The sequence below is a fragment of the Enterocloster clostridioformis genome (genome assembly GCF_020297485.1).
Taxonomy (GTDB): domain Bacteria; phylum Bacillota; class Clostridia; order Lachnospirales; family Lachnospiraceae; genus Enterocloster; species Enterocloster clostridioformis.
On the sequence record NZ_JAIWZC010000001.1, the window covers coordinates 3,185,731 to 3,209,891 of the forward strand.

At 45.1% G+C, this 24,161-nt stretch carries 28 protein-coding genes; 6 read left to right on the forward strand and 22 right to left on the reverse strand.

Annotated elements, in window-relative coordinates; translation table 11 throughout:
• Window positions 1-24: 24 nt before the first annotated feature.
• The 12 genes from LA360_RS16155 to LA360_RS16205 form a co-directional block, all read right to left on the reverse strand.
• Window positions 25-606: a TatD family hydrolase gene (locus LA360_RS16155; RefSeq protein WP_112481795.1), complete on the reverse strand. Its 582-nt coding sequence runs from the start codon at window positions 604-606 to the stop codon at window positions 25-27.
• Window positions 599-1,495 carry a hypothetical protein gene (locus tag LA360_RS16160; protein WP_112481797.1) on the reverse strand — a complete coding sequence of 299 codons (897 nt, stop codon included), beginning with the start codon at window positions 1,493-1,495 and terminating at the stop codon, window positions 599-601. The genes LA360_RS16155 and LA360_RS16160 overlap by 8 nt, the downstream gene beginning before the upstream one ends.
• Window positions 1,479-1,847 (reverse strand): hypothetical protein, encoded by a 369-nt coding sequence (locus tag LA360_RS16165; protein ID WP_112481799.1) that lies wholly within the window; start codon window positions 1,845-1,847, stop codon window positions 1,479-1,481. Before LA360_RS16165 ends, LA360_RS16160 begins: the two co-directional genes overlap by 17 nt.
• Window positions 1,848-1,895: 48 nt before the next feature.
• Complete coding sequence (locus LA360_RS16170) at window positions 1,896-2,681, reverse strand: transposase (protein WP_112481403.1); 786 nt, start codon at window positions 2,679-2,681, stop codon at window positions 1,896-1,898.
• A complete protein-coding gene (locus tag LA360_RS16175; protein WP_089776580.1) occupies window positions 2,651-3,145 on the reverse strand; it encodes a helix-turn-helix domain-containing protein in 495 nt (164 codons plus the stop codon). Before LA360_RS16175 ends, LA360_RS16170 begins: the two co-directional genes overlap by 31 nt.
• A gap of 73 nt (window positions 3,146-3,218) precedes the next feature.
• Entirely contained in the window at window positions 3,219-3,551 is a 333-nt protein-coding gene (locus tag LA360_RS16180; RefSeq protein ID WP_112481801.1) for a hypothetical protein, read from the reverse strand.
• Between the two features lie 10 nt (window positions 3,552-3,561).
• Window positions 3,562-3,774, reverse strand: coding sequence for a hypothetical protein (locus LA360_RS16185; RefSeq protein ID WP_112481803.1), 213 nt, complete (start codon window positions 3,772-3,774; stop codon window positions 3,562-3,564).
• A 35-nt stretch (window positions 3,775-3,809) separates the two neighbouring features.
• Entirely contained in the window at window positions 3,810-4,439 is a 630-nt protein-coding gene (locus LA360_RS16190; RefSeq protein WP_160116323.1) for a P-loop NTPase fold protein, read from the reverse strand.
• Window positions 4,440-4,536: 97 nt separating this feature from the next.
• The gene (locus tag LA360_RS16195; RefSeq protein WP_242997650.1) at window positions 4,537-5,850 is read right to left on the reverse strand and encodes a recombinase family protein; all 1,314 of its coding nucleotides are present in this window, start codon (window positions 5,848-5,850) and stop codon (window positions 4,537-4,539) included.
• The gene (locus tag LA360_RS16200) at window positions 5,813-7,093 is read right to left on the reverse strand and encodes a recombinase family protein (RefSeq protein WP_225537577.1); all 1,281 of its coding nucleotides are present in this window, start codon (window positions 7,091-7,093) and stop codon (window positions 5,813-5,815) included. The genes LA360_RS16195 and LA360_RS16200 overlap by 38 nt, the downstream gene beginning before the upstream one ends.
• On the reverse strand, window positions 7,090-7,215 hold the full coding sequence (locus LA360_RS29760; RefSeq protein ID WP_263870234.1) for a hypothetical protein: 126 nt from the start codon (window positions 7,213-7,215) through the stop codon (window positions 7,090-7,092). The genes LA360_RS16200 and LA360_RS29760 overlap by 4 nt, the downstream gene beginning before the upstream one ends.
• 32 nt (window positions 7,216-7,247) lie before the next feature.
• Entirely contained in the window at window positions 7,248-7,499 is a 252-nt protein-coding gene (locus tag LA360_RS16205; protein ID WP_225537578.1) for a recombinase family protein, read from the reverse strand.
• 307 nt (window positions 7,500-7,806) lie between these two features.
• Between LA360_RS16205 and LA360_RS32170 the strand changes: the two genes are divergently transcribed.
• Both LA360_RS32170 and LA360_RS16225 read left to right on the forward strand, forming a co-directional pair.
• On the forward strand, window positions 7,807-8,910 hold the full coding sequence (locus LA360_RS32170) for an IS91 family transposase (RefSeq protein WP_465245345.1): 1,104 nt from the start codon (window positions 7,807-7,809) through the stop codon (window positions 8,908-8,910).
• A gap of 55 nt (window positions 8,911-8,965) precedes the next feature.
• Window positions 8,966-9,151, forward strand: coding sequence for a hypothetical protein (locus LA360_RS16225; protein WP_009295925.1), 186 nt, complete (start codon window positions 8,966-8,968; stop codon window positions 9,149-9,151).
• A gap of 169 nt (window positions 9,152-9,320) precedes the next feature.
• On the opposite strand, the gene ltrA is transcribed toward LA360_RS16225, so the two are convergent.
• Window positions 9,321-10,619, reverse strand: a complete 1,299-nt coding sequence (gene ltrA / locus LA360_RS16230) for a group II intron reverse transcriptase/maturase (RefSeq protein WP_112481811.1) — start codon at window positions 10,617-10,619, stop codon at window positions 9,321-9,323.
• 666 nt (window positions 10,620-11,285) lie between these two features.
• On the opposite strand from ltrA, the gene LA360_RS32175 reads away from it, so the two are divergent.
• Together LA360_RS32175 and LA360_RS16250 are read left to right on the forward strand one after the other, a co-directional pair.
• Window positions 11,286-12,389, forward strand: a complete 1,104-nt coding sequence (locus tag LA360_RS32175) for an IS91 family transposase (protein WP_442345930.1) — start codon at window positions 11,286-11,288, stop codon at window positions 12,387-12,389.
• A gap of 55 nt (window positions 12,390-12,444) precedes the next feature.
• Window positions 12,445-12,630, forward strand: coding sequence for a hypothetical protein (locus tag LA360_RS16250; protein WP_009295925.1), 186 nt, complete (start codon window positions 12,445-12,447; stop codon window positions 12,628-12,630).
• 145 nt (window positions 12,631-12,775) lie between these two features.
• Here the strand turns inward: LA360_RS16250 and LA360_RS16255 are convergent, their stop codons facing one another.
• On the reverse strand, window positions 12,776-13,210 hold the full coding sequence (locus LA360_RS16255; RefSeq protein ID WP_170321118.1) for a DUF3788 domain-containing protein: 435 nt from the start codon (window positions 13,208-13,210) through the stop codon (window positions 12,776-12,778).
• 372 nt (window positions 13,211-13,582) lie between these two features.
• Between LA360_RS16255 and LA360_RS16260 the strand changes: the two genes are divergently transcribed.
• Together LA360_RS16260 and LA360_RS16265 are read left to right on the forward strand one after the other, a co-directional pair.
• Window positions 13,583-14,449 (forward strand): tyrosine-type recombinase/integrase, encoded by an 867-nt coding sequence (locus LA360_RS16260; protein ID WP_112481419.1) that lies wholly within the window; start codon window positions 13,583-13,585, stop codon window positions 14,447-14,449.
• Window positions 14,442-15,599, forward strand: coding sequence for an IS91 family transposase (locus LA360_RS16265; protein ID WP_112481418.1), 1,158 nt, complete (start codon window positions 14,442-14,444; stop codon window positions 15,597-15,599). The genes LA360_RS16260 and LA360_RS16265 overlap by 8 nt, the downstream gene beginning before the upstream one ends.
• Window positions 15,600-16,122: 523 nt before the next feature.
• Here the strand turns inward: LA360_RS16265 and LA360_RS16270 are convergent.
• The 8 genes from LA360_RS16270 to LA360_RS16305 form a co-directional block, all read right to left on the reverse strand.
• Complete coding sequence (locus LA360_RS16270; RefSeq protein ID WP_089774747.1) at window positions 16,123-16,716, reverse strand: 5-formyltetrahydrofolate cyclo-ligase; 594 nt, start codon at window positions 16,714-16,716, stop codon at window positions 16,123-16,125.
• A gap of 193 nt (window positions 16,717-16,909) precedes the next feature.
• Window positions 16,910-17,296, reverse strand: coding sequence for a heavy-metal-associated domain-containing protein (locus tag LA360_RS16275; RefSeq protein WP_022200772.1), 387 nt, complete (start codon window positions 17,294-17,296; stop codon window positions 16,910-16,912).
• Between the two features lie 242 nt (window positions 17,297-17,538).
• Window positions 17,539-19,023 (reverse strand): glycine betaine uptake BCCT transporter, encoded by a 1,485-nt coding sequence (locus tag LA360_RS16280; protein ID WP_022200773.1) that lies wholly within the window; start codon window positions 19,021-19,023, stop codon window positions 17,539-17,541.
• Between the two features lie 176 nt (window positions 19,024-19,199).
• Complete coding sequence (locus LA360_RS16285; RefSeq protein WP_089774749.1) at window positions 19,200-20,519, reverse strand: glycine/betaine/sarcosine/D-proline family reductase selenoprotein B; 1,320 nt, start codon at window positions 20,517-20,519, stop codon at window positions 19,200-19,202.
• A gap of 26 nt (window positions 20,520-20,545) precedes the next feature.
• Window positions 20,546-21,871: a glycine/sarcosine/betaine reductase component B subunit gene (locus LA360_RS16290; RefSeq protein WP_022200775.1), complete on the reverse strand. Its 1,326-nt coding sequence runs from the start codon at window positions 21,869-21,871 to the stop codon at window positions 20,546-20,548.
• A 150-nt stretch (window positions 21,872-22,021) separates the two neighbouring features.
• Window positions 22,022-22,612, reverse strand: a complete 591-nt coding sequence (locus tag LA360_RS16295; protein WP_089774751.1) for a DUF3841 domain-containing protein — start codon at window positions 22,610-22,612, stop codon at window positions 22,022-22,024.
• Window positions 22,613-22,716: 104 nt separating this feature from the next.
• Window positions 22,717-23,430 carry a TetR/AcrR family transcriptional regulator gene (locus LA360_RS16300; protein WP_022200777.1) on the reverse strand — a complete coding sequence of 238 codons (714 nt, stop codon included), beginning with the start codon at window positions 23,428-23,430 and terminating at the stop codon, window positions 22,717-22,719.
• Window positions 23,411-24,040 carry a DUF3841 domain-containing protein gene (locus tag LA360_RS16305; protein WP_022200778.1) on the reverse strand — a complete coding sequence of 210 codons (630 nt, stop codon included), beginning with the start codon at window positions 24,038-24,040 and terminating at the stop codon, window positions 23,411-23,413. The genes LA360_RS16300 and LA360_RS16305 overlap by 20 nt, the downstream gene beginning before the upstream one ends.
• Window positions 24,041-24,161 lie beyond the last annotated feature (121 nt).

A 24,161-nucleotide genomic window follows, 5' to 3' on the forward strand; every position in this document is an offset into this window, starting at 1 on the left:
ACAATTTCTCCTTTCCTTTTTCCTCTAGTATATCACTTCCTCCATGTCTTGAAAAAGTTTGTTACGCAGCAAGCTGCGGGGAATTAAACCCTCTTTTTGATTAAAATTAACAGAAAAATAGGCTCCCAAATTAATAAATTTTTCTAACCATATCTCATTTCCTGAATACCAATGTATAATTACTTTACGATTTCCATTCTTCTTCAATATCTCATATATCTGTTGTTCTGCCATGCGACAATGGACTGACATGATTTTGTCACAAGACATTTTACATATAAAATCAAAGATCTCTATCTGCTCATTTTTATAGTTCAAGTATTCATTTGAAAAATCCAGACCAACTTCTCCAACATATTTTGTGGTCGATAAATTTCTTATAAAAGATGCCTTTCCAAACCTCACCTTCCCTGCATTTTGCGGATGGAAACCAATCCCAAATTGAACATAATTCGTTGGCTGATATAGTTCTATACATGTTTCAAAAATCTCAGGTTGATTTGTAACGCATAAGGTATGCTGTTCCAATTTGTTTATTTGTTTGAAAACCTGTGAATGATTCGAATAAAAATCAAGATGGAAATGCATATCAATTAACTTACTCATCAATCGCTCCTTCTATAAAAGTCAATAAATCATCCCCATTTAACTGCGCTTGAGTCTTTACAAATTCATATAATTCCTCCATAGATTTCATATATACTTTTACATATTCGTCTATTTCTTTCATATTCATTCCACCGAGCGCAACCAATTTATTCGTGTAATAATCCTTACTACCATATTTCAGATAATAATGCAAAGATAATAATACAGCCTTCAAATCTGTTGTTTTTCCTGTATCTGGATTTGAGAATCTTTCATTCTTCACAAAATCCATGTCAATATTTTGATTCGGATAGTTCTCTTTCAATATTCTATATAACTCATAAATTCTATTACCCAACGCATTATATTCTCGGCATCCAACAAAACATACATGTTTCTCTTGCTCTAATAAATTTATGGCTCCTGAATAAGAATCTAAGCCTCCAGAAAATAAAGAAACGGCATCAAAATCTTGACCAACAATATCATATTTCTTTTTAGACTTAATGTTTCTAAACCTTAAATCCGTTTTCCTAAAATTTATTTCCCATAAATCTCCACTTAAAAATCCCAATATATTTTCTATCCCACTCTTAATACTATTCCACCTCTCTATTTCCAATACTGGAATGGACATACATATTTCTCTTGTCCAATTATCTTCTACTTCTCCCGCATAAATACCAGCACGAGGTATCCTTTTATCCGCAGCATAAACACTTGTAGCAACAATTATTAAATCTTCATAAATAGGCTCCAAATTGTCCTTTTTAAATCTTCTCCATAGTTCTTCAAAATTAACTTTTATATTTGACTTCGGGCCCTCATTCAGTATATCAAATCTAATGGCATCTTCAAAACCGTGAATCGGCTCGATTTCTGTTGTTTTATTAATCCATACTTTCATATTGTCCCTCCATTTTCTTCAAATCAGCATAACATTCTTTGCATACAGAGGCGATATACTGTTGCCCTTCTTTACTTGTATAATCTAAATCCAACTTCTTTTCTAATTGAACATCTGCCATTATTCTATTTTCGATTGCAGCGCTCACATCATCCATAACACGATCATAATCTTTTGATAACTCGGCATGTGTAAATATCTTTTCAGAAAAACAGGTTTCAAAATTTTTAATAGCAAATTGAATAATGAATTCTATCAAAAACTCTTCATTATTAATTTGTTCAAAATCTTTAAATGTTTCTATCTCAAGTCTCTTCAATGTTTCCGAAAGACTTTCTCGAATTATCTGCATATCCGTTGTGGAAAAATCTCTAGTACAGCATTGCTTAAATATCAGTGATTAAATTACTAATGGTATCCCGGCATATGTCCACTTAAATGGGTGTGCTGTAAGATTGTATTGTTCAATAAAGCGCAGGATGCTTGCTTCCAGTTCTTCTATTGATAGGTAGCTTTTCCGCTTCAGCAGCTTCCGGTTAATGATGCCAAACCATATCTCAATCTGGTTCATCCAGGAACTGTGTTTCGGAGTATAGACAAAGCGGATCCGGTGGGAAGGGTCATGCAGGAAATCCGCTCGGCTTTCCATACTTTTAAGGATCCCTGTTTTCCCTTTTTTGCCCAGTTCCACGCCAAGGGCACAGGCTTCTGCCACAAAGCGGACAAGGGCTTCCGATTTATGGGTGTTTAGGCCATCGCATATAAATGTCCATGGGGCTTGCGGGTCTGTCCCTACCAATGCTTTCACGGCTTCCACAAAATCCTCTTCTGTGCGTGTGGAGTTTAAATACGGCATTTCCATACGGCCCGTTGCAACATCAAAGAACCCGATGAGGCTGGTCGTGCCATGGCGGATATACTCAAACTCCATTTTGGCGCACTGGCCGGGTAATGGGAGCTTGTCAGGATATTTATGTTCCAGCGCTTGTACCCCGGTCATTTCATCCGTGGAAACAATGTGTGCACCTTCCCGGCTTTGTTCCTGGGCACTCTGGTACAGGCCGCAGATTTCGTTTACTTTCCGCGCAAAAGATTCCGGGGCTTCCGTCTTTTCCGAAGAATGAAGCCAGTAACGGATTTTGTGGGGATGTAAATCTACCTCATTTTTAAAAAACGGCTGACAGATTTCTCAGAAATCTGTTCAGCGATCCCCTGCTTTTTAATTTCTGCCACTAACAGCGGGAGACTCCACTGGCTTACTTCGTACCCAAAATCATTTGGGCTGCTGCAGGCAAGGTCGATGATCCGCATGATCTGGTCCGGCGTAAAAACAGACGGGGCACCGGGGCGTTTTTTATCGGACAGGACTGCCCGTATCTCATCTTCAAGCTTTTTCGGGTCGTCCATTTCAATCCTCCGCAAGGCTGGGAGCGCCGCGAGGAACCGACTGCGCCAGGTGGCAACATTATTATAATGAAGCCCGACCTGTGGTGCAATATTCTGGTTGAGTTCCCCCTGTGACGCAAGCAGGACAATGCTGGCTCTTTTGACCAGTCCTGACGGAAGGGAGCGGCTTTTTGAAAAAGCAGATAATATGTTTTTCATGGCATCAGATAAAACCGGGATAGTATCAATTGTTTTCCTTCGCATAATAACCCATCCATTCTTTAGTGATAGAATTATTATGCACCGACTACAATAAAAAAGCAACGTCTATTCATTATTATTTTGGCAATGCTGTACTAGCAAAGTAGTCAATTAAGCCTTTATATAATTCGTTTCCCTTTTTATCTAATAAAGAATCTAAACCAATATTTTTAGCTGCATTCTCAGCACCATATTTATTGACCGCACTTATGAAATTCATAAGTCCGCCCGCAACAACCGAAACATTACTTTTACTCAAGTGAGTCGACATATAAGCATCTGCATATTTAGAAATGGCTTTGCTAATTCCTGCACTTCCTCTTGAATCTTTCATCATTCTAGTTACAGCACCTTTAGCTTGTCTCCATTGTTCATTTTTAGGTGGAATATAGCCTTTTGATGTTCCCATACCGCCCCTCCTATTTTTCCTTCATAATAATATCTACTATATTTTGCTCCAATCCGTTACCTTTCAAAGCTTCAATCACGTCAAGGAAGCCCGATTTATCTGCTTGATACATTGAACACATTACAGTTGCTCCTTGCAAATTTATTTCTGCGACTTTCAGCTTTTTTATTACATCCTTAATTTCACTCCTATATTCTGGATAACAAATATAAATTGGTTGCATTTTTTCAAGTAATTTGCTATTTTTCTTAAATTCTTCTATAAGTGCATTTGAGATTTGTTTATCAAAACACTAAATTCTTTTCTGAATAGACGAATATTCTCAACTGTAGTATCTTTATCTTCATCTGCTTCCTTTTCGCCCCATGCCTGTTTTATATCTTCTAATATTTCTTTCCTTTTCGCTTTTGATAAGTATTGTGCTAAGGTAAGAGTAGTAGCAGCCGGATTAATCGCACTCATTATAAATGGCATCCCATGCTTAATTGCTGTTGCCCCTAATTTCATTAAATTGATTCTTCCAATTAAACTTTTTATGTCATCTTTTAGTCCTTCAAAAGCAGGCTGGTTGTCCATAAGAGTCCGCAAAAGACTTTCCATGATTGCACTTTTAGCATCATCATATCCTTCAAATATCCAAGAATTTAACGAAACGCAAACATATTTTTTCTTTGACATATCTCTTTCTTCAATATTTTTTTCAACTAACTTTAGTAATGTTGACTTTCCAACACCCCAACGTCCAAATAATCCTATTGTCAATGGATTTAATCTTTTATTTGCTGTTATATTCGTTATCAATTCAGCAAAAGGGCTATACGCTAACAAATCAATTTGAGACTCTTTATCCAACCACATATATTTATCCCTTCCTTTTTTTATATACATTATATAGCTCACCTCCATTCTCGACAACATATTTTGACCTTTTATCCAAAGATGCCAACTAAAGGAAAACCCTTCAGTTGGCATCACCTTTCCATTTTTAATTTTCTGTTTTATACACAATCTCCGTCCCATCCAGGAACACCGCCACCACCACGCCGCTCTCATATACTTTGATATGATCCAGTGTCCGCAGCATCAAATCAACATCCAACTCCTGTATGGGCTGTGTATGTTCCGTCAGTTTCATAAAATCTATCGCCCGGAACCTCGCCAGTAAATCCTCTCCCTGTGCCTTTTCCTTCCACTCCGGCAGAAGCGCATCCCGGCATTCCAACAGCTTATTCCATGCCATGAAATAAATCTTCCGCATGGTATCTTCATCTATATGCCGATTGGAGCATCCCAACACTCCCTTCACCTTATACCGCTCACTGCACTGCCAGATCCTGCGCGTCTCTCCAGCGCTGCTCTGCCAGCCTTTCCTATGGAAAACTTTGTTGCACTCACCGCAAATAATCTTAGCTGCAAATGGATTCTGCTCCGTATTGTGGGAAAAAGAATTTGTCCCATGCTCTTCCAGATACCGCTTCCGGCGTTCCATCTCCAACTGTACGCACTCCCAAATCCACGGCTCAATAATGGCTTCATGGTCATCCTCAATATAAAACTGCTGAATCTCCCCTTCATTCATCACACGCTTCTTTGTCAGGAAATCAGCCGTGTAGCTTTTCTGCAAAAGGGTATCTCCTTTGTATTTCTCATTCTCCAGCATACTGGCAAGCGTAGTGGCCTGCCACTTTGTGCTGCCGTTCCAATTTACTACGCCTTCCCGCTCAAAGATCCGCTTGATATAATCGGTAGTTTTTCCATGCAGAAATTCCATATAAAGTCTCTGCACGATCTTCGCCTGCTTTTTGTTCACCACCAGTTTCCCGGATTCATTGGTATCATACCCAAGGAACCGTGCCGTACTCATTTTGTGCTGGCCGACTTCAAACCGTTTCCGGATTCCCCAGGTGCTGTTCTCTGAAATATTGCGGCTCTCATCCTGTGCCAGAGAAGAAAGAATTGTCAGCAGCACCTCTCCCTTTGCGTCCAGTGTGTCAATATTCTCCTTCTCGAATATTATCCCAACACCGAGCGCTTTTAATTCCCGGACATAATTCAGACAGTCCAGCGTATTCCGGGCAAACCGGGAAATGGATTTTGTGATGATCCGGTCAATCTTCCCGGCACGGCAGTCTGCAATCATCCGGTTAAATTCTTCCCTTTTCTTCGTATTGGTGCCGCTTATCCCTTCATCCGCGTATATCCCGGCGCATTCATATTCCGGGTTGCTGTTGATGCTCTCTGTGTAAAACCGCACCTGGTTCTCATAGCTTAATAGCTGCTCTTCTTGATCTGTACTCACCCGGCAGTACGCCGCTACCCGGAGCTTCCGGCGCTGTGTTTTCTTCCCTTTCCCTGCTGTCGAATTTTTCTTTGGCGGTATAACGGTAATGTTTCTTGCCATCCTTTACAACCTCCTCTGCCACCGTTGGCTCTGTAATATTCTGCCGGGATGCGGATTCATCCGGAATCCTTACCCCCGGACATGCTTGTTTTCCTTCCTCAATGTAAGTGGAACACAGCCACTCGATCCTCTTTTTGTATCCCTGCCTGCGCCGGAGCGTCCGTCCGCAATGCGGGCAATACAGCATTCCGGTCAGCGGATACCTGTTCTGGTATTTCGAGGGATTATCCTGCGTGGTACTTCTATCCCTGCGGTTTTCTTTCATTTTCTCCTGAAGCCTGTCCCACTGCTCTGCGCTTAAAATCGCCGGATAGCTGTCCTCCATATAATAGCTTTGGACTTCCCCACGGTTCCTCACGGTCTGGTTCCGTCTGCCTTCCGGTGTATAATATTTCTGCAGGTGGAAATCACCCTTGTATTTCTCATTCTTGAACATTCCGGTAATCGTTCCGGCAGTCCATTTTCCCCCACTCACTGTCGGGATTTCCAGAAACTTCAATAACTGTGCCAGACGGCTGCTCCCCACTCCCAAAAGGTACATATCCGCCAGAAACTGCACCACCATGGCTTCCTTCGCATTTATAATAAGCTCCCCGAATTCGTCTTTGTCATATCCCATGAAACGGCTGGTGTTGATCATGTATTCCCCACGCTCAAACCGCTTCCGAATGGACCATTTATTGTTCTCTGATATGCTTCTGCTTTCTTCCTCCGCAAAAGAAGCGAGGACAGTGAGCATCATCTCGCCGTCCCCGGATAACGTGTTGATATTCTGTTCTTCAAAATAAATAGCAACACCCAACTGACGCAGCTCCCGTGTCACTTCCAGAAGCACGGTTGTGTTTCTGGCAAACCGGGAGATGGACTTTGTAATAATCAGGTCAATCTCCCCTGCTTTTGCTTTTTGGATCATTTTCTGGAATTCCGGACGGTTTCCGCAGTATCCGGAGATTCCCTGGTCTGCAAACACCCCAACAAACTCATATGCCGGATTAGACCTAATGGAACGCTCATAAGCGGATATCTGGTTTTCCAAAGATTCGCCCTGTTTTCTGCTGTCCGTGGAAACCCTTGCATATGCGCATACACGCTTCCGCTTCGGTTTTGCAGCCTTTTTCGGTTCGATCATCTGTATCCTCATACAAGCGCCTCCTCCCCAAAATAATCCTTCATAAACTGCCGTATCCGGCTGTACTGCTCCCAGGCATCTGCTTCCCTGCTGATGCTCACCACATCCACATTCGCCTTATCGCAGATTTTCATAAATTCCAAAAACTGCTTCCAGTCACGGGCAATCATGACCCATCCCTGGTCACTACCACATGGATATGCCCTTTTTTGACCTCTTCCATCAGCCGCAGGAATTCCTTACGGCTGCCGTCTGCGCCGGAACCTTCGTCCCAAAAGAAATGTTCTTTTTTCTTAACCACGCCATACCGTTCTTCCAATGCTGTTTTTCCCGGTTCTATATATTTCTCATATCCATGGTCACGGTGTGTTGTCCGGTAATAATATGCCACCTGCTTCACTCTTTCCGGTATCACCATGCTGCTTTCACCTCCATGCATTTCTGCCCCGTCCCTTCCTATTAAGAAGGTAGGATTTTGGGGTAGTCTATTAATCACTCTGAATGCCCGATAAGTCAAGCAGATAAGCCGTTTCCACGCCTTTTATTTCTGCTCTTCGGAAACTTATTTTCAAAGGCAAGAAAGTGCCTTCGGCACCTCAACTCCCCTAGCCCCTCACTCATGAGGGGAATTAGGGCTTGTTTTTTGCGTCATTTTATTCCATAATAATCTCATGAATGTGATTCAGAAGATGCTCAGAGACTATTACGAAATCATTGAATACGATATAAAACCCAGACCTGTCGTCATGGAAAACATTGATAAGGTCATTAACTGCGGGGATCCTTCTTATGGTGGCGCCATGTATGGCTGTCCCCATTGCGGTAACCTCAAGTTCGTTCCTTTCCGCTGCCACTCCAAGTTTTGCCCCTCCTGCGGCGCTAAGTATTCCAATGACAGGTCTACCGCTATGTCTTTTAAATTAATACAGTGTACCCATCGCCATCTCGTCTTCACCATTGACGAATCCCTCCGCCGCTTTTTCCTCGAAGACCGCACTCTGCTTAACTGCCTTTTCGAGGCTGTTTCTGATGTCATCAAAGAATATTTTTTCTCCCTGAACAAATCCAAAAACTTTGTCCCTGGGTTTATCTGTGTCCTTCATACCTTCGGTCGCCCTCCCGGTTGGAATCCACACATCCACTGTCTCCTTACCGAAGGCGGGTTTTCTGATGATGGTGTCTGGCGCAAGGTCACATATTTCAATTATTCCTACCTCCGTAAATCCTTTCAGACTGTTTTGTTAAATAAACTGGAAAAACGCATCGGTCCCTCTTTTAAAAAGATGAAAGCCGCCGTTTACCATAGGGACAGAAATGGATTCTACGTTTATGCCAAGCCCAATCTTTGCGACCCAGAATCCATTATTAATTATGTCAGCCGTTATCTTGGCCGCCCTGTCATTGCTCTTTCCAGGATTGATTCCTACGATGGGGAGATGGTGACTTTCCATTACAATAAGCATGAAGACAACTCTTTTGTAAAAAAGACTCTTCCCGCCATTGATTTCATTAAGCTGCTCATTCTGCATATACCTGAAAAAAACTTCAAGATGACCCGGTACTATGGGCTTTATGCCAGACACCGGGAGATTGACAATCAGCTCCATAAAGCAGTCCCAAAATCCAAACACAGGATTCTCCTCGATTTCAACACCTGGCGTAAGCTTTTCCTTCTTACCATGGGGTACGACCCCCTGCAATGCCCAAACTGCAGACATGAAATGGTCTTTCTAGAGCTGTACCATAAACATGAACGGGTTCCTCTGGATGAATTATACAAAAGGACAAGGATAAGGCATGGCCTTTATCCCCGGTCCCGCTCTGCTTGACTTTCTCTCCCATCTGCTTCATACTACATTTATTACAGATGGGAGGCAGTTGCAAATGAATCAAAGATATGTGGATGAACTCAGACAAAAATACATCAAAAATCCTCCAGAAGGAATGACACCCAAACTGGTCAGAAATATGACCGATTCTGATTTATTGGATATGCATTACTTTTTAACTGAAGATGACGACCTCGACGATGATGGATGGGAAGAAGGGTTCTATATCGACCTGTTCTAAATCACCGTCTGTTTTCTATACCCTCCTTTGGCAGAATCATTAGTTTACATAACTTTATTTCAGCAAGGACTTTGGTAAGTAGGTAAGCCCCTTACAGGGCTTACCCCTCTCAGAACCGGACATGCAGCTTTCCCGCATCCGGCTCCCTGCAAAGCTAATACATCTACAGTTATCCGTATATACTGACATAAATACGTGGCCGCACAAGCGGGAACTGTCTCATTAGTTCCTTATATCCTTCCTTCGTATAGCTCCTTCTCTGACTTCTTCTGTTCAGCCAGTAGAATAACCTAAACCATACCACATTATTGAATGAGTTCAGGCTTCTTGAATTGTCAGTAATTCCGTAATAATGATAATAACCAGTCAGTACTTCATTTAGTTTCTTTACTATCCTGTTTATCTCCAGAAACCTCATGTCTCTTATCATGGCGTTTATTTCCCTGCTTTTCTTTGCAAGCTTTTTCTTACTGGTTTTCCTCTTTACTCTGAACTTTCCCGTCCTGCCATGCGAACAGTAATGCGTGAATCCCAGGAATGTGAACGTCTCCGGCCTCCCTTTTCCCCGGTCTTTCCGGTTACTTTCTGCGAATCGGCCAGATTCAATCAACCTTGTCTTGCTTTCCTCCAATTCTAGTCCAAAGTACTTCATTCTGCGCTTTAAGTGTTCATAAAATATTTCTGCATCTGATTTATATTGGAAGCATCCCACAAAATCATCCGCATAGACTACCAGCCCCGCATATCCTCTCATCACTGGCTGTACTTTCTCCCTGAACCACCATATCAGCACATAGTGCATATATATATTGGCTATGACCGGGGAGCAGTCCGAGCCTTGGCCTGCCCCTTCTTCTGTCTCCTCATATCTGAAATCTCTCATGATTCCCGCTTTCAGCATCCGTCTTACCAGTCTGATAATGGTCGGGTCTTTTATCCGCGATTCTATGAACTTTACTATCCATTCATGGTCTAAATGGTCGAAAAACCCTTTAATGTCTGCGTCCAGCACCCAATTCGTCTTTTCCCTTTCCAGCATCCCATTCAGTCTCCTTAATGCCATGTGGCAGTTCCTTCCTGGGCGGAATCCCATCATTTCTTCGTAGAAATGGGGCTCGAACACTGCTTCCAGTATTCGCCTTAGCGCTTCCTGTACTAACTTATCCTCATAGCAGGATATACTGAGCGGGCGGGTCTTTCCATTTTCTTTTGGTATTTCCACCCGTTTTGCCGGTTTGGGCTTGTATGCCTTCTTCTTCATTTTCCTGATTAATTCATCTAAGTTTTCTTCCAAATTTACTTCGTAGTCCTCTTTGGTAATTCCATCAATTCCTACCGCTTTCTTTCCATCCATCTCCTTGTGGCATTCTTTCAGTAACTCTTTATTAATCAGATGCCCTATGGACGTAAATACCATTTCCGGATGTTCGCTTGACAACTGTGATATTCTCGCCAATTTCGTTTCCATAATTTCTCCTGTCTCTGCGTACAGATTATGTTTCCTCTTTGATATGACTTTGCATGGCTGACCTGCGAGGACAGGTCTCTCTCGACTTCCACCGCTTTTTTTTGCTGTGTACTATTCGGCCATCCGACTTCTGCCGGCCATTTACGGTTCTCCTTTCTACCGTTGTTCCGTATACCGGGCTTACGCAACCTGCCCGGAGCCTGGCAGACCTCCCCAGTTGACTTAAAATCCTTGATTACATGACCAGCCTTAAAACCCCGGGGAAGCAGCTGCATTCTCGCTCTTAACGACTACAGCTGTGTTGCTTTCAGTGTATAGGAGCACTTCTGCCTTCCCAATTTCATTTTAATATCGAAGCTATATACGGCTATGCCCTGCAATCCCGCTGTCTACGCTTAGCAGGCAACATCGCTGCTGTCCACCCAAGACTCGCTTGATGCGGTATAGCTTGTACCTTACACCGTGGGACTCTCACCCACTAAATTTCAAGCCCTTAGCTGGGCGCACCCTATAATACAAGAAAGTGCCTTCGGCACCTCAACTCCCCTAGCCCCTCATTCATGAGGGGAATTAGGGCTTGTTTTTTGCGTCATTTTATTCCATAATAATCTCATGAATGTGATTCAGAAGATGCTCAGAGACTATTACGAAATCATTGAATACGATATAAAACCCAGACCTGTCGTCATGGAAAACATTGATAAGGTCATTAACTGCGGGGATCCTTCTTATGGTGGCGCCATGTATGGCTGTCCCCATTGCGGTAACCTCAAGTTCGTTCCTTTCCGCTGCCACTCCAAGTTTTGCCCCTCCTGCGGCGCTAAGTATTCCAATGACAGGTCTACCGCTATGTCTTTTAAATTAATACAGTGTACCCATCGCCATCTCGTCTTCACCATTGACGAATCCCTCCGCCGCTTTTTCCTCGAAGACCGCACTCTGCTTAACTGCCTTTTCGAGGCTGTTTCTGATGTCATCAAAGAATATTTTTTCTCCCTGAACAAATCCAAAAACTTTGTCCCTGGGTTTATCTGTGTCCTTCATACCTTCGGTCGCCCTCTCGGTTGGAATCCACACATCCACTGTCTCCTTACCGAAGGCGGGTTTTCTGATGATGGTGTCTGGCGCAAGGTCACATATTTCAATTATTCCTACCTCCGTAAATCCTTTCAGACTGTTTTGTTAAATAAACTGGAAAAACGCATCGGTCCCTCTTTTAAAAAGATGAAAGCCGCCGTTTACCATAGGGACAGAAATGGATTCTACGTTTATGCCAAGCCCAATCTTTGCGACCCAAAATCCATTATTAAATATGTCAGCCGTTATCTTGGCCGCCCTGTCATTGCTCTTTCCAGGATTGATTCCTACGATGGGGAGATGGTGACTTTCCATTACAATAAGCATGAAGACAACTCTTTTGTAAAAAAGACTCTTCCCGCCATTGATTTCATTAAGCTGCTCATTCTGCATATACCTGAAAAAAACTTCAAGATGACCCGGTACTATGGGCTTTATGCCAGACACCGGGAGATTGACAATCAGCTCCATAAAGCAGTCCCAAAATCCAAACACAGGATTCTCCTCGATTTCAACACCTGGCGTAAGCTTTTCCTTCTTACCATGGGGTACGACCCCCTGCAATGCCCAAACTGCAGACATGAAATGGTCTTTCTAGAGCTGTACCATAAACATGAACGGGTTCCTCTGGATGAATTATACAAAAGGACAAGGATAAGGCATGGCCTTTATCCCCGGTCCCGCTCTGCTTGACTTTCTCTCCCATCTGCTTCATACTACATTTATTACAGATGGGAGGCAGTTGCAAATGAATCAAAGATATGTGGATGAACTCAGACAAAAATACATCAAAAATCCTCCAGAAGGAATGACACCCAAACTGGTCAGAAATATGACCGATTCTGATTTATTGGATATGCATTACTTTTTAACTGAAGATGACGACCTCGACGATGATGGATGGGAAGAAGGGTTCTATATCGACCTGTTCTAAACCACCGTCTGTTTTCTATACCCTCCTTTGGCAGAATCATTAGTTTACATAACTTCGTTTCAGCAAGGACTTTCCTATAATAAATAAAGAGAAGGGGGGGATTTATTTCCCCGCCTCTTCCTGCTGCCTCCGCCGCACTATAAACTTAAACACTCCGTTTCTTCCGCATCCGAATTCCAATCAATTCCTTCACATCCTCCAGTACGTCCCCGTCCCTTACCTCTATCATCATCCATCTTCCCCCATTAAAAGGAGCGGTATCATGATACAACTGACGGACATAAGCAGTACAGCCGTTAAGTGCCAGTTCTGCCTCCGGGGCTTCCTTTGCCCCCACCGACACCATGCAGATAAAATACCCTTCCTCAGGATACAATGTGCAGACCGCCCTGGATCCCTTCTTATACTTTACGTTCCATCCTCCCTGCATGGAGCATCTGCTGTACTCAATCCTGGGGGATATATGAAATGTGTCCTCCAGCCAGGCCAAAAGCTGCTGCCAGTAGGGACTTGCTATATATCTTCCGATTTGCTCCATGTCCGGCTGCCTGTGAGCCGGGTATACCTCCATCCATGTCATTGCGTACCTTCCTTTCATTCTGACGGAGGACGAAGCGGGACAGCGCCGCCCATGATGAAAGCCCCTCATGATAGCCCTCCATATCATACATCTCATATATCTGTCATTTCACGATTGTACCAAGTCGCTAGTGCGACGGCTAGCCCAAGGTACATAAAACCACCACTTTTTTTATAAAAAATAGCAGTTTTTAAATTTATGATGTATTGTTAAGTTACCACACCAAACAACTTCATAACTTTAAGAACTGCTATGCTTATGTTATCATGGATTTCTAAACTCAACAACTATATATCTTATTTTTTTACTCGTCCACCACCTCTTTTTGAAATGTAACTACTGTTTTTATTGCATTTCAAAGGAGATTTTACTATGGACAAATATTTAAATTCTTTCAGGGAAATGATTTCCCTTCGCGGTCTTACCGACCATACCCTTAAAAATTACTGTACTTACATCCGGGCGTATCTGGATTACCTCGCAAATGTTCTTCACAAATCGCCAGAAGATGTTTCCTGGGATGAACTTCGTGACTACATCAAATGGCTACAGAAATCCAGAGACCTTTCTGACCGCACCATCAACTGTGCCATTTCACAACTGCGCTTTTTCACCATGTATGTTCTTCACAAAACATGGGATGACACACAGCTTCCCATGCGTAAGTTTGACGAGTACCTTCCCTATGTTCCCTCGAAACAGGAAACATGGCAGTTTATTTCTTCCATACCTGATTTAAAGCAGAAGACTATGGTTACACTCATGTATTCCTCAGGGCTTCGTATCGGTGAAGTATGCCGTCTGCGTTACGAGGATGTTGACCGCAAAAACATGCGGCTTCACATCACACACTCCAAAAACAGGAATGACCGCTATGCCATTCTTTCTAAAGCGGCACTTGACCTGCTGACACGCTACTGGTTTGAATACGGCAGACCAAAAGGCTTTCTTTTTCCAAAGCAAAGTGGCGAGGACAGACCCATCGACACATTCTTCCTTTCAAGACACATCCATGCCCATGAGGACAGGCTCGGATGGGAACGCAGGCTTACCTGTCATTCCTTTCGTCATGCTTTTGGTACCCATCTGTATGAAAACGGAACCGACCTGCTTACCATAAAAGCGCTTATGGGACATAAATCTTTGTCTTCCACCACTATTTATGTCCATCTTTCCGGTAATGCCATCCGCAATGCCGTCAGCCCTTTTGACCGATTGGCAGGTGAATACCATGAGTGATTACAAAATCAGGCAGATATTTGAGCAGTCCTATGAAGCTTTCTCAGCACCGGGGCACTATCAGTCGGATGTCCAACGCAAAGCCGCCCGAGCCATCTTAAACTGCAAATCCGGAAGGCTTGGTGTCAACTTAAGTCAGTGTACCGACTGTGGGCATGTGGAAGTCCACAATAATTCCTGCCGCAACCGCAACTGCCCCAACTGTCAGGCTGTGAAGAAAGAAATCTGGGTAGATAAACGCAGTGCTGAGGTCATTGATTCACCCTATTTTCATGTAGTGTTTACACTTCCACATGAATTAAATCCCCTCATTTACTGCAACCAGAAGCTTCTGTATGGACTTCTTCACAGATGCTGCGCCGAAACACTTCTGGAATTATCTGCTGATAAGAAGTGGCTCGGGGCAACACCCGGGATTATCCAAGTACTTCATACTTGGAATCAGGAGCTGGATTACCATGTACATATGCACTGCATTGTTTCCGGCGGCGGGCTTACCGGAGATGGAAAAATCCGTAAATCCTCATCTAAGTTTTTTATCCGTACGGAGGTCCTGCGGGATAAGTTTAAGGGGAAATATATGGCACACCTTGTCTCCCTTTATGAAAGCGGCTCCCTTAACTTTTCATCCTCCTGTGAAAACCTGCGTAATTCTTACCACTGGAAGGAATTTAAAAATAAGCTTTATGAAATGGACTGGTGCCCCTACATCAAGAAAACCTTCAACGGCTTCGGCAATGTCATTGAATACCTTGGACGCTACATCCACAAAATCGCCATCTCTAACAGCAGGATCCTTTCTGTTACGGAAGATACGGTAACATTCTCTGCCCGTGGAAAAAAGCCGGGTGAACCAAAACGTCAGATTACTCTTGGCAACACGGAGTTTATACGCCGTTACCTGATGCATGTGCTGCCTTCCGGCTTTCAGAAAATACGCTATTATGGTTTTCTGAACAATCGGATGAAATATAAGAATCTGAAGGTTATCTTTAAGCTTCAGAATGGACAGCGTTTCAAGCAGCGTTACGCCGGAATGTCCCTGGCAGAGCTTTTAAAAGCAGTCTGGAATTTCGATATCTGTGTGTGTCCTGAATGTGGTCATACAGCCATGAAACAGCTGGGAAGGTGTCATGTTCCTTCTTCCTGACAGGCTGCTTTCCTATATATTTTTTAAGACCTGCCATCGGGAGGTCTGCGAAGCATACCCAAAAATATGGGATACAGCTAAAATCGTCCTGCTTCTGCATTGCAGACCACCATAATCCACTATTTTAAGCTTCCCTGGGGAAATACTATCCCCATACAGCCTATGGCTAAAGTTCCGCGACTTGGTACAATTGGAAAGAATCACATTCAGAGCAGTTTATCTTTTGCATAAGCTGTTCATTTTTTTGTCGCTCTGAATCTGATACTTTCCTTAAGAATTATACCACATATAAAATGACATCTGTATGTCATGTTTTCAGGTTAAACACCATGTCCTGCACATCCCCCAACCTCCAATGCGTCTCTGTTCCCTGACACTGCCAGGTCAACCAGCCCTTCCATATCATACTTTTCCAGCCCTCCATAGCTTTCTGCCTCCTTTTATAAAGTTAGAGGGAAGATACTGCTGGTCTGTGACATATAATATGAAACAATGTATTCTTCCCGGCCGGATGAGTGCCATTTCACTGACCCACCAACCGCCTGACTCCTTTTTCCGATATCACCATATCCATCATCTGGTCGTGGGGCTCCACAGGTATGTCCGCGCGCATGATCCGTTCCCTGCATATGACTGCCTTCACGGCCCGGGTCCTGCCCAGATAGCGGTCATAGTACCCGCCGCCGTACCCCAGCCGCCTGCCGTCGTGGCTGCATGACATGCATGGCACAATGGCCAGATTGATTTCCTCCGCCTGTATAACCGGAGCATGTGCTCCCGGTTCCATTATACCGTATTTTCCTGCCTCCAAATCCCGAAGGCTCCTGATTTCACGTACTTCCATAATCCCTCTGGAGATGCACCTGGGAACCCCCACCCGTTTTCCCCTCCTTAAGGCATCCTCCAGTATGGGCGCTGTATCAATCTCACTGCTGGTTCCCACAAAGCAGAACAGGGTGCCCGCCTGTTCATATTCCGGCAGACCGGCCACATGCCGGAATATTTGAAGGTCCGCCTCCTTTGTATACCCTTTATCCAGCGCCGCAACCGCAGCTTTTATCTCCCGGCGCAATGCTCTTTTCCGGTCCTCTGATGTATTCAGTTCTTCCAAAGCCATAGATGTTTCCCCTCCCTGTGGGTATTTCCCTAATTATACACTGCCCCATATTGGAAAACAACCACCTGGTAAGCGGACCTGGAAAGGCCTGGGATGCGGACCCGGAAAGCGGCAGACCTTCTGACTTGTATTTTTTCTTATTAGCGGATACAATGGTATCAAACGGACGGACGAAACAGAGGAAGAGCTTTATTTACCTGTTTGAAAGCTCAGAACTTTCTTCTATATTATAAACCACGTATCCCGCGTCCTTAACAGCCTGTTTGAGCTCATTGTTACCATGCTCCTGTTTCATCCGCACCAGGGCCTCGCCCTTTTCCAGGTCCACCTGGGCCCACACCCCTTCCAGGCTGTTGAGGGCGTTTTCCACATGGCAGGCACAATTACCGCAGGACATGCCGTCCACCTTGAGAATCCGTGAATAGGGATAGTGTGATTTATCCTTATCCCTGACTTTGATTTTTTTCACCGATGGCTGGGAGGAGGCTCCGCAGCACCCGGAGGTTAGTTTTTTGGCATAGCTCTTGATTCCAATGATTGCAATGACAATCAGGACAGCGCATATAATAGCTGTTGACATAATATCATCTCCCTTTTGATTAGCTGATAAATGGTTTCGATGAATGGTTTATACAATAAGATTAGCATTGACTAACTCAAATGTCAATTCCTTCTTTCACCCACCCCCGCCTTCTCCCCATCCCCAAAGCAAACGTGTCCTGAAAGCCGGCCCTCCATATAAAAGGCAGCTTCCAGGACACATAATCTTACTCCGCGGGCTCCGGGCCCGCGAATATTTTATATGATATTCTCAACACACAACTATTTCTCTTTCATCAATGCCTTAACAAGGGCCGCCCCCGCAAACAGCATAATGAATATAAAGGGGAATGCCGCTGCAAGTGAAATGGTCTGAAGGGGTTTTAATCCTCCCGCAATCAGAAGTCCCACAGCCAGAAGAGACTGTACAACGCCCCACAGCACCTTTCTTCCGTTCTTGGGATTTAAGTCTCCCTTGGAGGAGAACATGGCAAGCACAAAGGTACCGGAGTTTGCCGAGGTAATGAAGAATGTACACAACAGTATGAGGGATACCACGCACAGAATCATTCCCAGAGGGTACTTGCCCATAACAATGAACAGTCCCGTCTCAGGCTTGCTTGCAATATCCGCCAGCTGGGCAACGGAAAGCGTACCGTCCATACCCAAATGCAGACCCAGGCTTCCCATAATGGCAAACCAGAGAATGGACCCCAGAGCCGGTGCCAGCACCACGCCTGCGATGAATTCCCGAATCGTCCTGCCCTTGGAGATACGGGCAATGAACGATCCCACAAATGGAGCCCATGCAATCCACCATGCCCAGTAGAACACCCTCCATGCTCCAACCCAGTTATTGTCACCGTAATTGTTAATCATGAGGCTGTCCCCAAAAAAGTTCTGCAGATACTGCCCCAGTCCGTTTGTCAGGTTGTTAAGAATCTCAAGTTTTGGCCCTACCAGGAATGTAACAGTGATCAGGCCAATGGCAATATATAAGTTAGCGTCGGAAATGATCTTAATACCGCGGCTGATGCCGTCAACAGCAGACCAGATATAGATAACGCTTATTACCGCAATGATAATAATTTGAATCACCAGGGTCGTCGGAATGCCAAACAGGTAGTTAAGTCCTGCATTAATCTGCATGACGCCCAGTCCAAGGGAAGTAACAACACCCGCAACAGTGGCGAACACCGCCAGTACGTCGATGGTCTTTCCCACCCATCCGTTGATTCCCTTTTCACCGATAAGGGGTTCAAATATGGAGCTGATAAGGCCCGGTTTTCCCTTGCGGAACTGGAAATAGGCAAGACCCAGTCCAATGATGCAGTAGTTTGCCCACGGATGAAGTCCCCAGTGCATATAGCTGGAACGTATGGCAAAGTTTGCGGCAGCTTCCGTACCGGCCTCAATTCCGGGAATCGGGTTTGAGAAATGTGCCAGCGGCTCAGAGATTCCCCAGAATACCAGACCCACTCCCATGCCTGCCCCAAACAGCATGGCAAACCAGGATACGGTGGAATATTCCGGCTTGGAGTCATCCGGTCCAAGCTTAATCTTTCCCCATTTGCTGAAAGCAATGGCAACTGAAAAAATAACAAATGCGGTCATGGCCATAAGATAAAGCCAGCCGAAATTATTGGTCAGAAATGAATATGCCGAATTTGAAACAACTGTAAAGTTGGCATTAAAGGCAACCGCCCATATTGCCATGATAATGGTTATTGCTAATGAAACTACGAATACCTGATTTTTGTCTTTCATATAGGCCCTCTCCTTCTCCTAAAAGCATGCGGATAGCCGGCAGAATGATTCTGGACAGCCAAACAAAAGCTCTCAAGCAAATACAAATGCCGCCTGACAGGCCCCCCTGCCAGGCGGCACACAAAGCCACTCATCACTCATGGCATACAGAACCGTATTTCGTACCGCCCTGTATCCTAGATTTCTACTTTGAAAATCGTCTGCTTTTTAATATCTGTAGCCAGAGCATCCAGCGCTGCCTCCACTCTGGATCGGCGGAGCAGATGCTGCTCCTCCCTGGAGGTGGAAGGATTGCCGAGAGGATATGGTATGGATATGGTTGGAACCATACGATTTACACCAACCGTCTGGGCAACCGGAAGAAGGTTACACATAAGTACAACAGGGAAGCCTGCGCGCTCAAATTCTTTTACCATCGTTGACCCGCAACGAGTACAGGTCCCTCAGGTGGAGACCATGATAACGGCGTCCACATGGTCCTCCTTCAGAAGCGGTATGATTTCCTTGGCCATTCTTCTGGCCTCTCCCTGTGTGGTTCCGGTTCCTACGGTTGAATAGAAATAATCGTGGAGGGAACCATATTTGCCCTCATTCAGGAATTCCCTCATAACATCCACAGGCATGATGACGTTGGGGTCCGCGTTGGCAGCCGCCGGGTCAAAGCCCGCGTGGATTGTCTTAAACTCACCGCTCTCTAAGCGGTCCAACTTGGAGATGTCATATCTGCCCCAGCGTGTTGCAGATGCGGACTGAATCCTGTCCGGATTGTCCACAGGAACAATACCGCCGGTGTTGGCCAATGCAATCCTGGCATGCTTTAAGTCCTTAAGAGCCGGTGCAATGGGTACCAGGTCCTTCTTAGGAATAATCAGCTCAGACTGATAGGGCTGTCCTGTAGCCTTGGCAATGAGCATATCCACTGCGCGGTCTGCTGCCGCCACGCCGTCCTCACGCCATACCTGATGCCGGATTCCTCTTGCATAATACCCTTCTGCGTCCGGTCCCTCCGGTGTCTGGCCCTTTAACAGCTTATCAGCCAGCTTTACCATGGCGCCTGCATCCTTCTTCATGCTGGCTGCGGAATGGCTGCCCATCATGATGTACATATCCTTCTTAAACATCTCAACGCCGGGGTTCTCCGCGTGCATGGATGTGATGACCGGTACGCCGAACTTGGCGGAAACCGCCTTTCCAATCTCGCCGCAGGCAACACCGTAGCGGCCTGCCTGGAAGGCCGGTCCGGCCAGGAAAAGATCAAACTCCCTGCCCTTTAATGCGGTCAGAATCCTTTCAATGGCTTCATCTCTGTGTGTGCTCATAAAGTTGTCACCACAGATAATGGTTGTGGTAACCCGGGCGTCAATCTCTGCCAGCATCTGGTTAATGGCTGCTGTGGGTCCCATGACGCCGTCTCTGACTTCCGGTTCGTAATCAGCCTTGTCTTCTCCGCCAATGCCCGCGAAGAACTGATTGATATAACAGATAACGTTCTTCATAACGAAACTCCTTTCACTGATTTTCCTTAAAATTCCCTGACAGTCTTGGTGGACCAGCCGATAATCTGGTCTCCGCAGAACATGGCGTTGTTTTCCATGATGATGGATCCATCCGGCCTGACAGACGGCCCTAAAATCTCATCCCCGGCCCAGCCTCCTGACAGACCATCCCTTGCAAGGGCTTCCAGCTCGCCGATTACCTCCGGCATTGGCGGAAGTTCAACCAATTCAGAAACATTACCGGTAGAAACAATGGCATCTTCCTTCTCATCCATGGAAACCAGGGGATCGGACTTGCCGTCACGGCCTGTACACTCATTTGTAAGACCAACCGTCTTAACGCCGGCGTCCTCCAGAGCCACGATGCAGCCTGTAAAGTCAGCGTCCGGATTGCCGTAGCCTTCCTCAGTCACAAGGGCGGCGTCCGCTCCAAGGGATTTCGCAATCTGCGCCACAAACAGCGCGGAACGCTCCTTCTGCTCCAGTGCAACATTCAGGTTTGACATGATGACACCCAGGAAGTTAAGGGTCTTGCCGTGCTCCTTGTACAGCCTCTTGATAACAGGACAATTCTGGAAATCATAGGTTGCCCACTTAGAAGAGCATGGCATGAAGCTTCCGGAAATCATGGCTCCGTCCAAAACCTCGTTGGGATTCATGAAGGTGGGAAGCATATGGTTGCAGTCCCATCCATAGCAGAGGTCGTTGTAACCCATCTCCTCCATCTGAGACTGAGGCTGCATCACGTATACAACGGATGGAAGCTTTTCCGTCTCAGGAGCTCTCCTGATAACCGGTTCCAGCTCGTAGCTTTCAACCTCTTCCGGCTCCATATCCTTTACACAGGAACCAATGTACTCGGCAAGTTTGTGAACCGCCTCCCTGATAGCCCTGTTTTTCTTCTGCTGTTCCCGTTTCTCAAACTCCTCGTCTGTATCTGCAACCAGCACAAGATTCTTAAGTTTGGAGAAATATGTATATTTAGCGCCTTCCCCTCCCATGTCAATCAATCCGTCCTGGAAACCTCCCCAGTGACTTCCAACAGCCAAAAGGCTCATATCCTTCAGGCAGTGTGTCCTTCCATCTCCAGCCTGTGACAGTGGTCCTGTGTAACCCGGGAACAGTGCGTCCCCATTTACCTTTACCCTGCACTCTACCGCCTCTTTAACAGGTACCAGTCTCACCATGTCGCCAGGCTTTACTATCCTTAAATCTGCCTCCGTGATGTGTGGGTCTCTCTTGACAAAGGCAAGGCAATCCTCTTTGTCTACCGTAAGGATACCGTTCTCATACTTGGTTTTGTCACCAAAAACGATGTCCTTCACATAAAAATTACCCAGTTCCAGTTTCATAAATGAACTACTCCTTTCTTATAGAAATTTTCTATAGTTCTGGCTATTAACATTTAATATTTTAACATTAACTGTCCGGTTTGCAAGGTTTTTTGTGCATTTTGACGATTTTCAGAACATTGTTGGATAATACCATGGTAACTTTATGCATCATGTAAGGGACTCAATATTTTGTATCCATTCCCTTTGTATTTCAAAGCATACCCCTAATTCGTCCGACGGTGAATTAGGTTCCAGTTCAAAGACCCGGTCCCAGCTGGCTATGATTCTCTTTTTCAGCATGGGATAGTAGTTGCCAAACGCCTCTGTAACAAGAGCCATCTCATTCTCAATCCCATACCGTTTCAGCTCCTCGTTAAACGCGCGCTCATCCTCCAGGTTAAACGGCACATACATATAATTGACCCTGAACCCCCAGGCATACTCAGAAATGACATAAACCTTTTCCCCGGGTATCCTGAGCGTGAGACACACCGTATCCTCTGTGTTCCTCAGCCTGTATTCATCATGCATGGACAGCCATATGGGAAATGAGCACCCCTGGGGAACATCGATTCTCTCCCTGCACCGCTCGGCGAACCACCGGTAAAGCCTCAGGTAATACTCTGAAATAGAGTCATTTTTCATCCTGATATACTCCTCCTTTACCCGGTAGACACCCGTATTTTCCAGTTCCTCCAGCACCTTTTTGGACTGCCTGGTGTAAACCGTATAATATCCGTTTTCTGTTTTTCTGCTCATATCAAATCCTCCTGACCCATTACATATTTTCCGGCTTCATAAAAAATGAGCCACGGAAGTCTCTTCTGACGGCCGCGGCGATTCATTCTGTTTCTGATGGTTTTTTATCTGGCATTTGCCATGTAATCATGGCCCAGGGTATCGCTGGCATATATACCTACGATGACTTCCACATCACGCTTAAACTCCTGGACTTTATCCTCGATTTCTTCCGGTTCCAGACCATAATCCAGGATGTCCTTCAGGTACCCCTTATACAAAAGGCAGACCATCCGGTTCATCTTCATGGCATTCCCCATCGTAATGACGCCCGCCTGGGCGCAGCGCTCCGCCATGACCATGTCGCGTTCAAACAGGTCCGTGGACTGGAGCATGACCTGGAGATAGGGGCTGACTATATTGATTCGTTCCGGAAACATATCATAGTACTCACGGATGGCTGTGGTCAGATTCCGGCTGGCAGAGCTGAAAAATATGATATCGAAAGCCTGAGGATAGCGGAAGGCAATGCGGCAGTAGCATTCCCATATGCCAATGTGCATGTCCCAGATATCACGCCACTCCTTCTCGTGAATATTCAGCTCTTCCAGATACTCATCCAGATACCCCAGGTTGGCATAATAGAGCAGCTCTTCCACATTCTCAAAATACCGGTACATGCTGGTGGTGCTGCACTGAAATTCCTTGGCCATCCTGCGTATGGAAATGGCCTCAGTCCCCTCGTCCCTAATGATTTCCAATGCCCTCTCTATGTAAACCTTTCTGTTTAAATCCTTAAAATACTTTCTCCTCACTCGTTCATTTTCCACTGAAACCATCCCTTTCTTCTGAAGCTGAATGGGAATTAATTCCCACCACATCCTCCTGTCTGAGCTGCCATACGGCGGCTCCCAGGTTTGTCTGTTCCATATTGTCTATGTCAAATATACGGTTCCAACTCTTCTTGATTTCCGACTTCAAGTATGGGTAAAAGGGAGACTGAAACACTTCCCAGTAAGCAGACACACCCATCTGGTTCATCTTTTGTTCAAAACGGGCTTCGTCCTCCCGATCCTTTCCCACATAGGAAAGATTCAGAACCTTCTGCCACTTTTCACGGTCAAACAGGACCGCTCGTTCCCTGGGAATGGACAGCTCCAGCAGAAAACTGTCCTGGGACAAATACACCCAGCTCCGGTCGAAAAAAAGCCAGATAGGAGATTCAGCTCCTTCAGGCGGTTTGACCAAGAGCCCGGCCCTCTGTTTGAAAAATCCATACGCCTCCTTAAACACCCAGGCGCTCTCCCCATACTTCCTGTCAATAAATTCCATCTTTACCTGAGAAAATCCATTCTCCCTGATACAATCAAGGACTGCGTCTGTCTGAGCTGTCCACAAATGCAGCATGGAACCCGGACTGAATCCGTCCTCCTTATTATCCCTCAGCATGTCATCCTCCGTAGGCATATTCCTGACTTTAAACTATATTTTCAGTGTACATTGTTTTATAATATTTGTCAAAAAGAAAACAAAATCCCTTTCGTTCTTTGTCCAATGTTCTATCATATGT

Bases quoted from the DNA above. Each gene is read 5' to 3' on its own strand.
- LA360_RS16155 (WP_112481795.1), bottom strand. From the start codon at position 606: ATGAGTAAGTTAATTGATATGCATTTCCATCTTGATTTTTATTCGAAT.
- LA360_RS16160 (WP_112481797.1), bottom strand. From the start codon at position 1,495: ATGAAAGTATGGATTAATAAAACAACAGAAATCGAGCCGATTCACGGT.
- LA360_RS16165 (WP_112481799.1), bottom strand. From the start codon at position 1,847: ATGCAGATAATTCGAGAAAGTCTTTCGGAAACATTGAAGAGACTTGAG.
- LA360_RS16175 (WP_089776580.1), bottom strand. From the start codon at position 3,145: ATGCGAAGGAAAACAATTGATACTATCCCGGTTTTATCTGATGCCATG.
- LA360_RS16180 (WP_112481801.1), bottom strand. From the start codon at position 3,551: ATGGGAACATCAAAAGGCTATATTCCACCTAAAAATGAACAATGGAGA.
- LA360_RS16185 (WP_112481803.1), bottom strand. From the start codon at position 3,774: ATGCAACCAATTTATATTTGTTATCCAGAATATAGGAGTGAAATTAAG.
- LA360_RS16190 (WP_160116323.1), bottom strand. From the start codon at position 4,439: ATGTATATAAAAAAAGGAAGGGATAAATATATGTGGTTGGATAAAGAG.
- LA360_RS16200 (WP_225537577.1), bottom strand. From the start codon at position 7,093: ATGAGGATACAGATGATCGAACCGAAAAAGGCTGCAAAACCGAAGCGG.
- LA360_RS29760 (WP_263870234.1), bottom strand. From the start codon at position 7,215: ATGAAAATCTGCGATAAGGCGAATGTGGATGTGGTGAGCATCAGCAGG.
- LA360_RS16205 (WP_225537578.1), bottom strand. From the start codon at position 7,499: ATGGTGATACCGGAAAGAGTGAAGCAGGTGGCATATTATTACCGGACA.
- LA360_RS16225 (WP_009295925.1), top strand. From the start codon at position 8,966: ATGAATCAAAGATATGTGGATGAACTCAGACAAAAATACATCAAAAAT.
- ltrA (WP_112481811.1), bottom strand. From the start codon at position 10,619: ATGGAAACGAAATTGGCGAGAATATCACAGTTGTCAAGCGAACATCCG.
- LA360_RS16250 (WP_009295925.1), top strand. From the start codon at position 12,445: ATGAATCAAAGATATGTGGATGAACTCAGACAAAAATACATCAAAAAT.
- LA360_RS16255 (WP_170321118.1), bottom strand. From the start codon at position 13,210: ATGACATGGATGGAGGTATACCCGGCTCACAGGCAGCCGGACATGGAG.
- LA360_RS16260 (WP_112481419.1), top strand. From the start codon at position 13,583: ATGGACAAATATTTAAATTCTTTCAGGGAAATGATTTCCCTTCGCGGT.
- LA360_RS16265 (WP_112481418.1), top strand. From the start codon at position 14,442: ATGAGTGATTACAAAATCAGGCAGATATTTGAGCAGTCCTATGAAGCT.
- LA360_RS16270 (WP_089774747.1), bottom strand. From the start codon at position 16,716: ATGGCTTTGGAAGAACTGAATACATCAGAGGACCGGAAAAGAGCATTG.
- LA360_RS16275 (WP_022200772.1), bottom strand. From the start codon at position 17,296: ATGTCAACAGCTATTATATGCGCTGTCCTGATTGTCATTGCAATCATT.
- LA360_RS16280 (WP_022200773.1), bottom strand. From the start codon at position 19,023: ATGAAAGACAAAAATCAGGTATTCGTAGTTTCATTAGCAATAACCATT.
- LA360_RS16290 (WP_022200775.1), bottom strand. From the start codon at position 21,871: ATGAAACTGGAACTGGGTAATTTTTATGTGAAGGACATCGTTTTTGGT.
- LA360_RS16295 (WP_089774751.1), bottom strand. From the start codon at position 22,612: ATGAGCAGAAAAACAGAAAACGGATATTATACGGTTTACACCAGGCAG.
- LA360_RS16300 (WP_022200777.1), bottom strand. From the start codon at position 23,430: ATGGTTTCAGTGGAAAATGAACGAGTGAGGAGAAAGTATTTTAAGGAT.
- LA360_RS16305 (WP_022200778.1), bottom strand. From the start codon at position 24,040: ATGCTGAGGGATAATAAGGAGGACGGATTCAGTCCGGGTTCCATGCTG.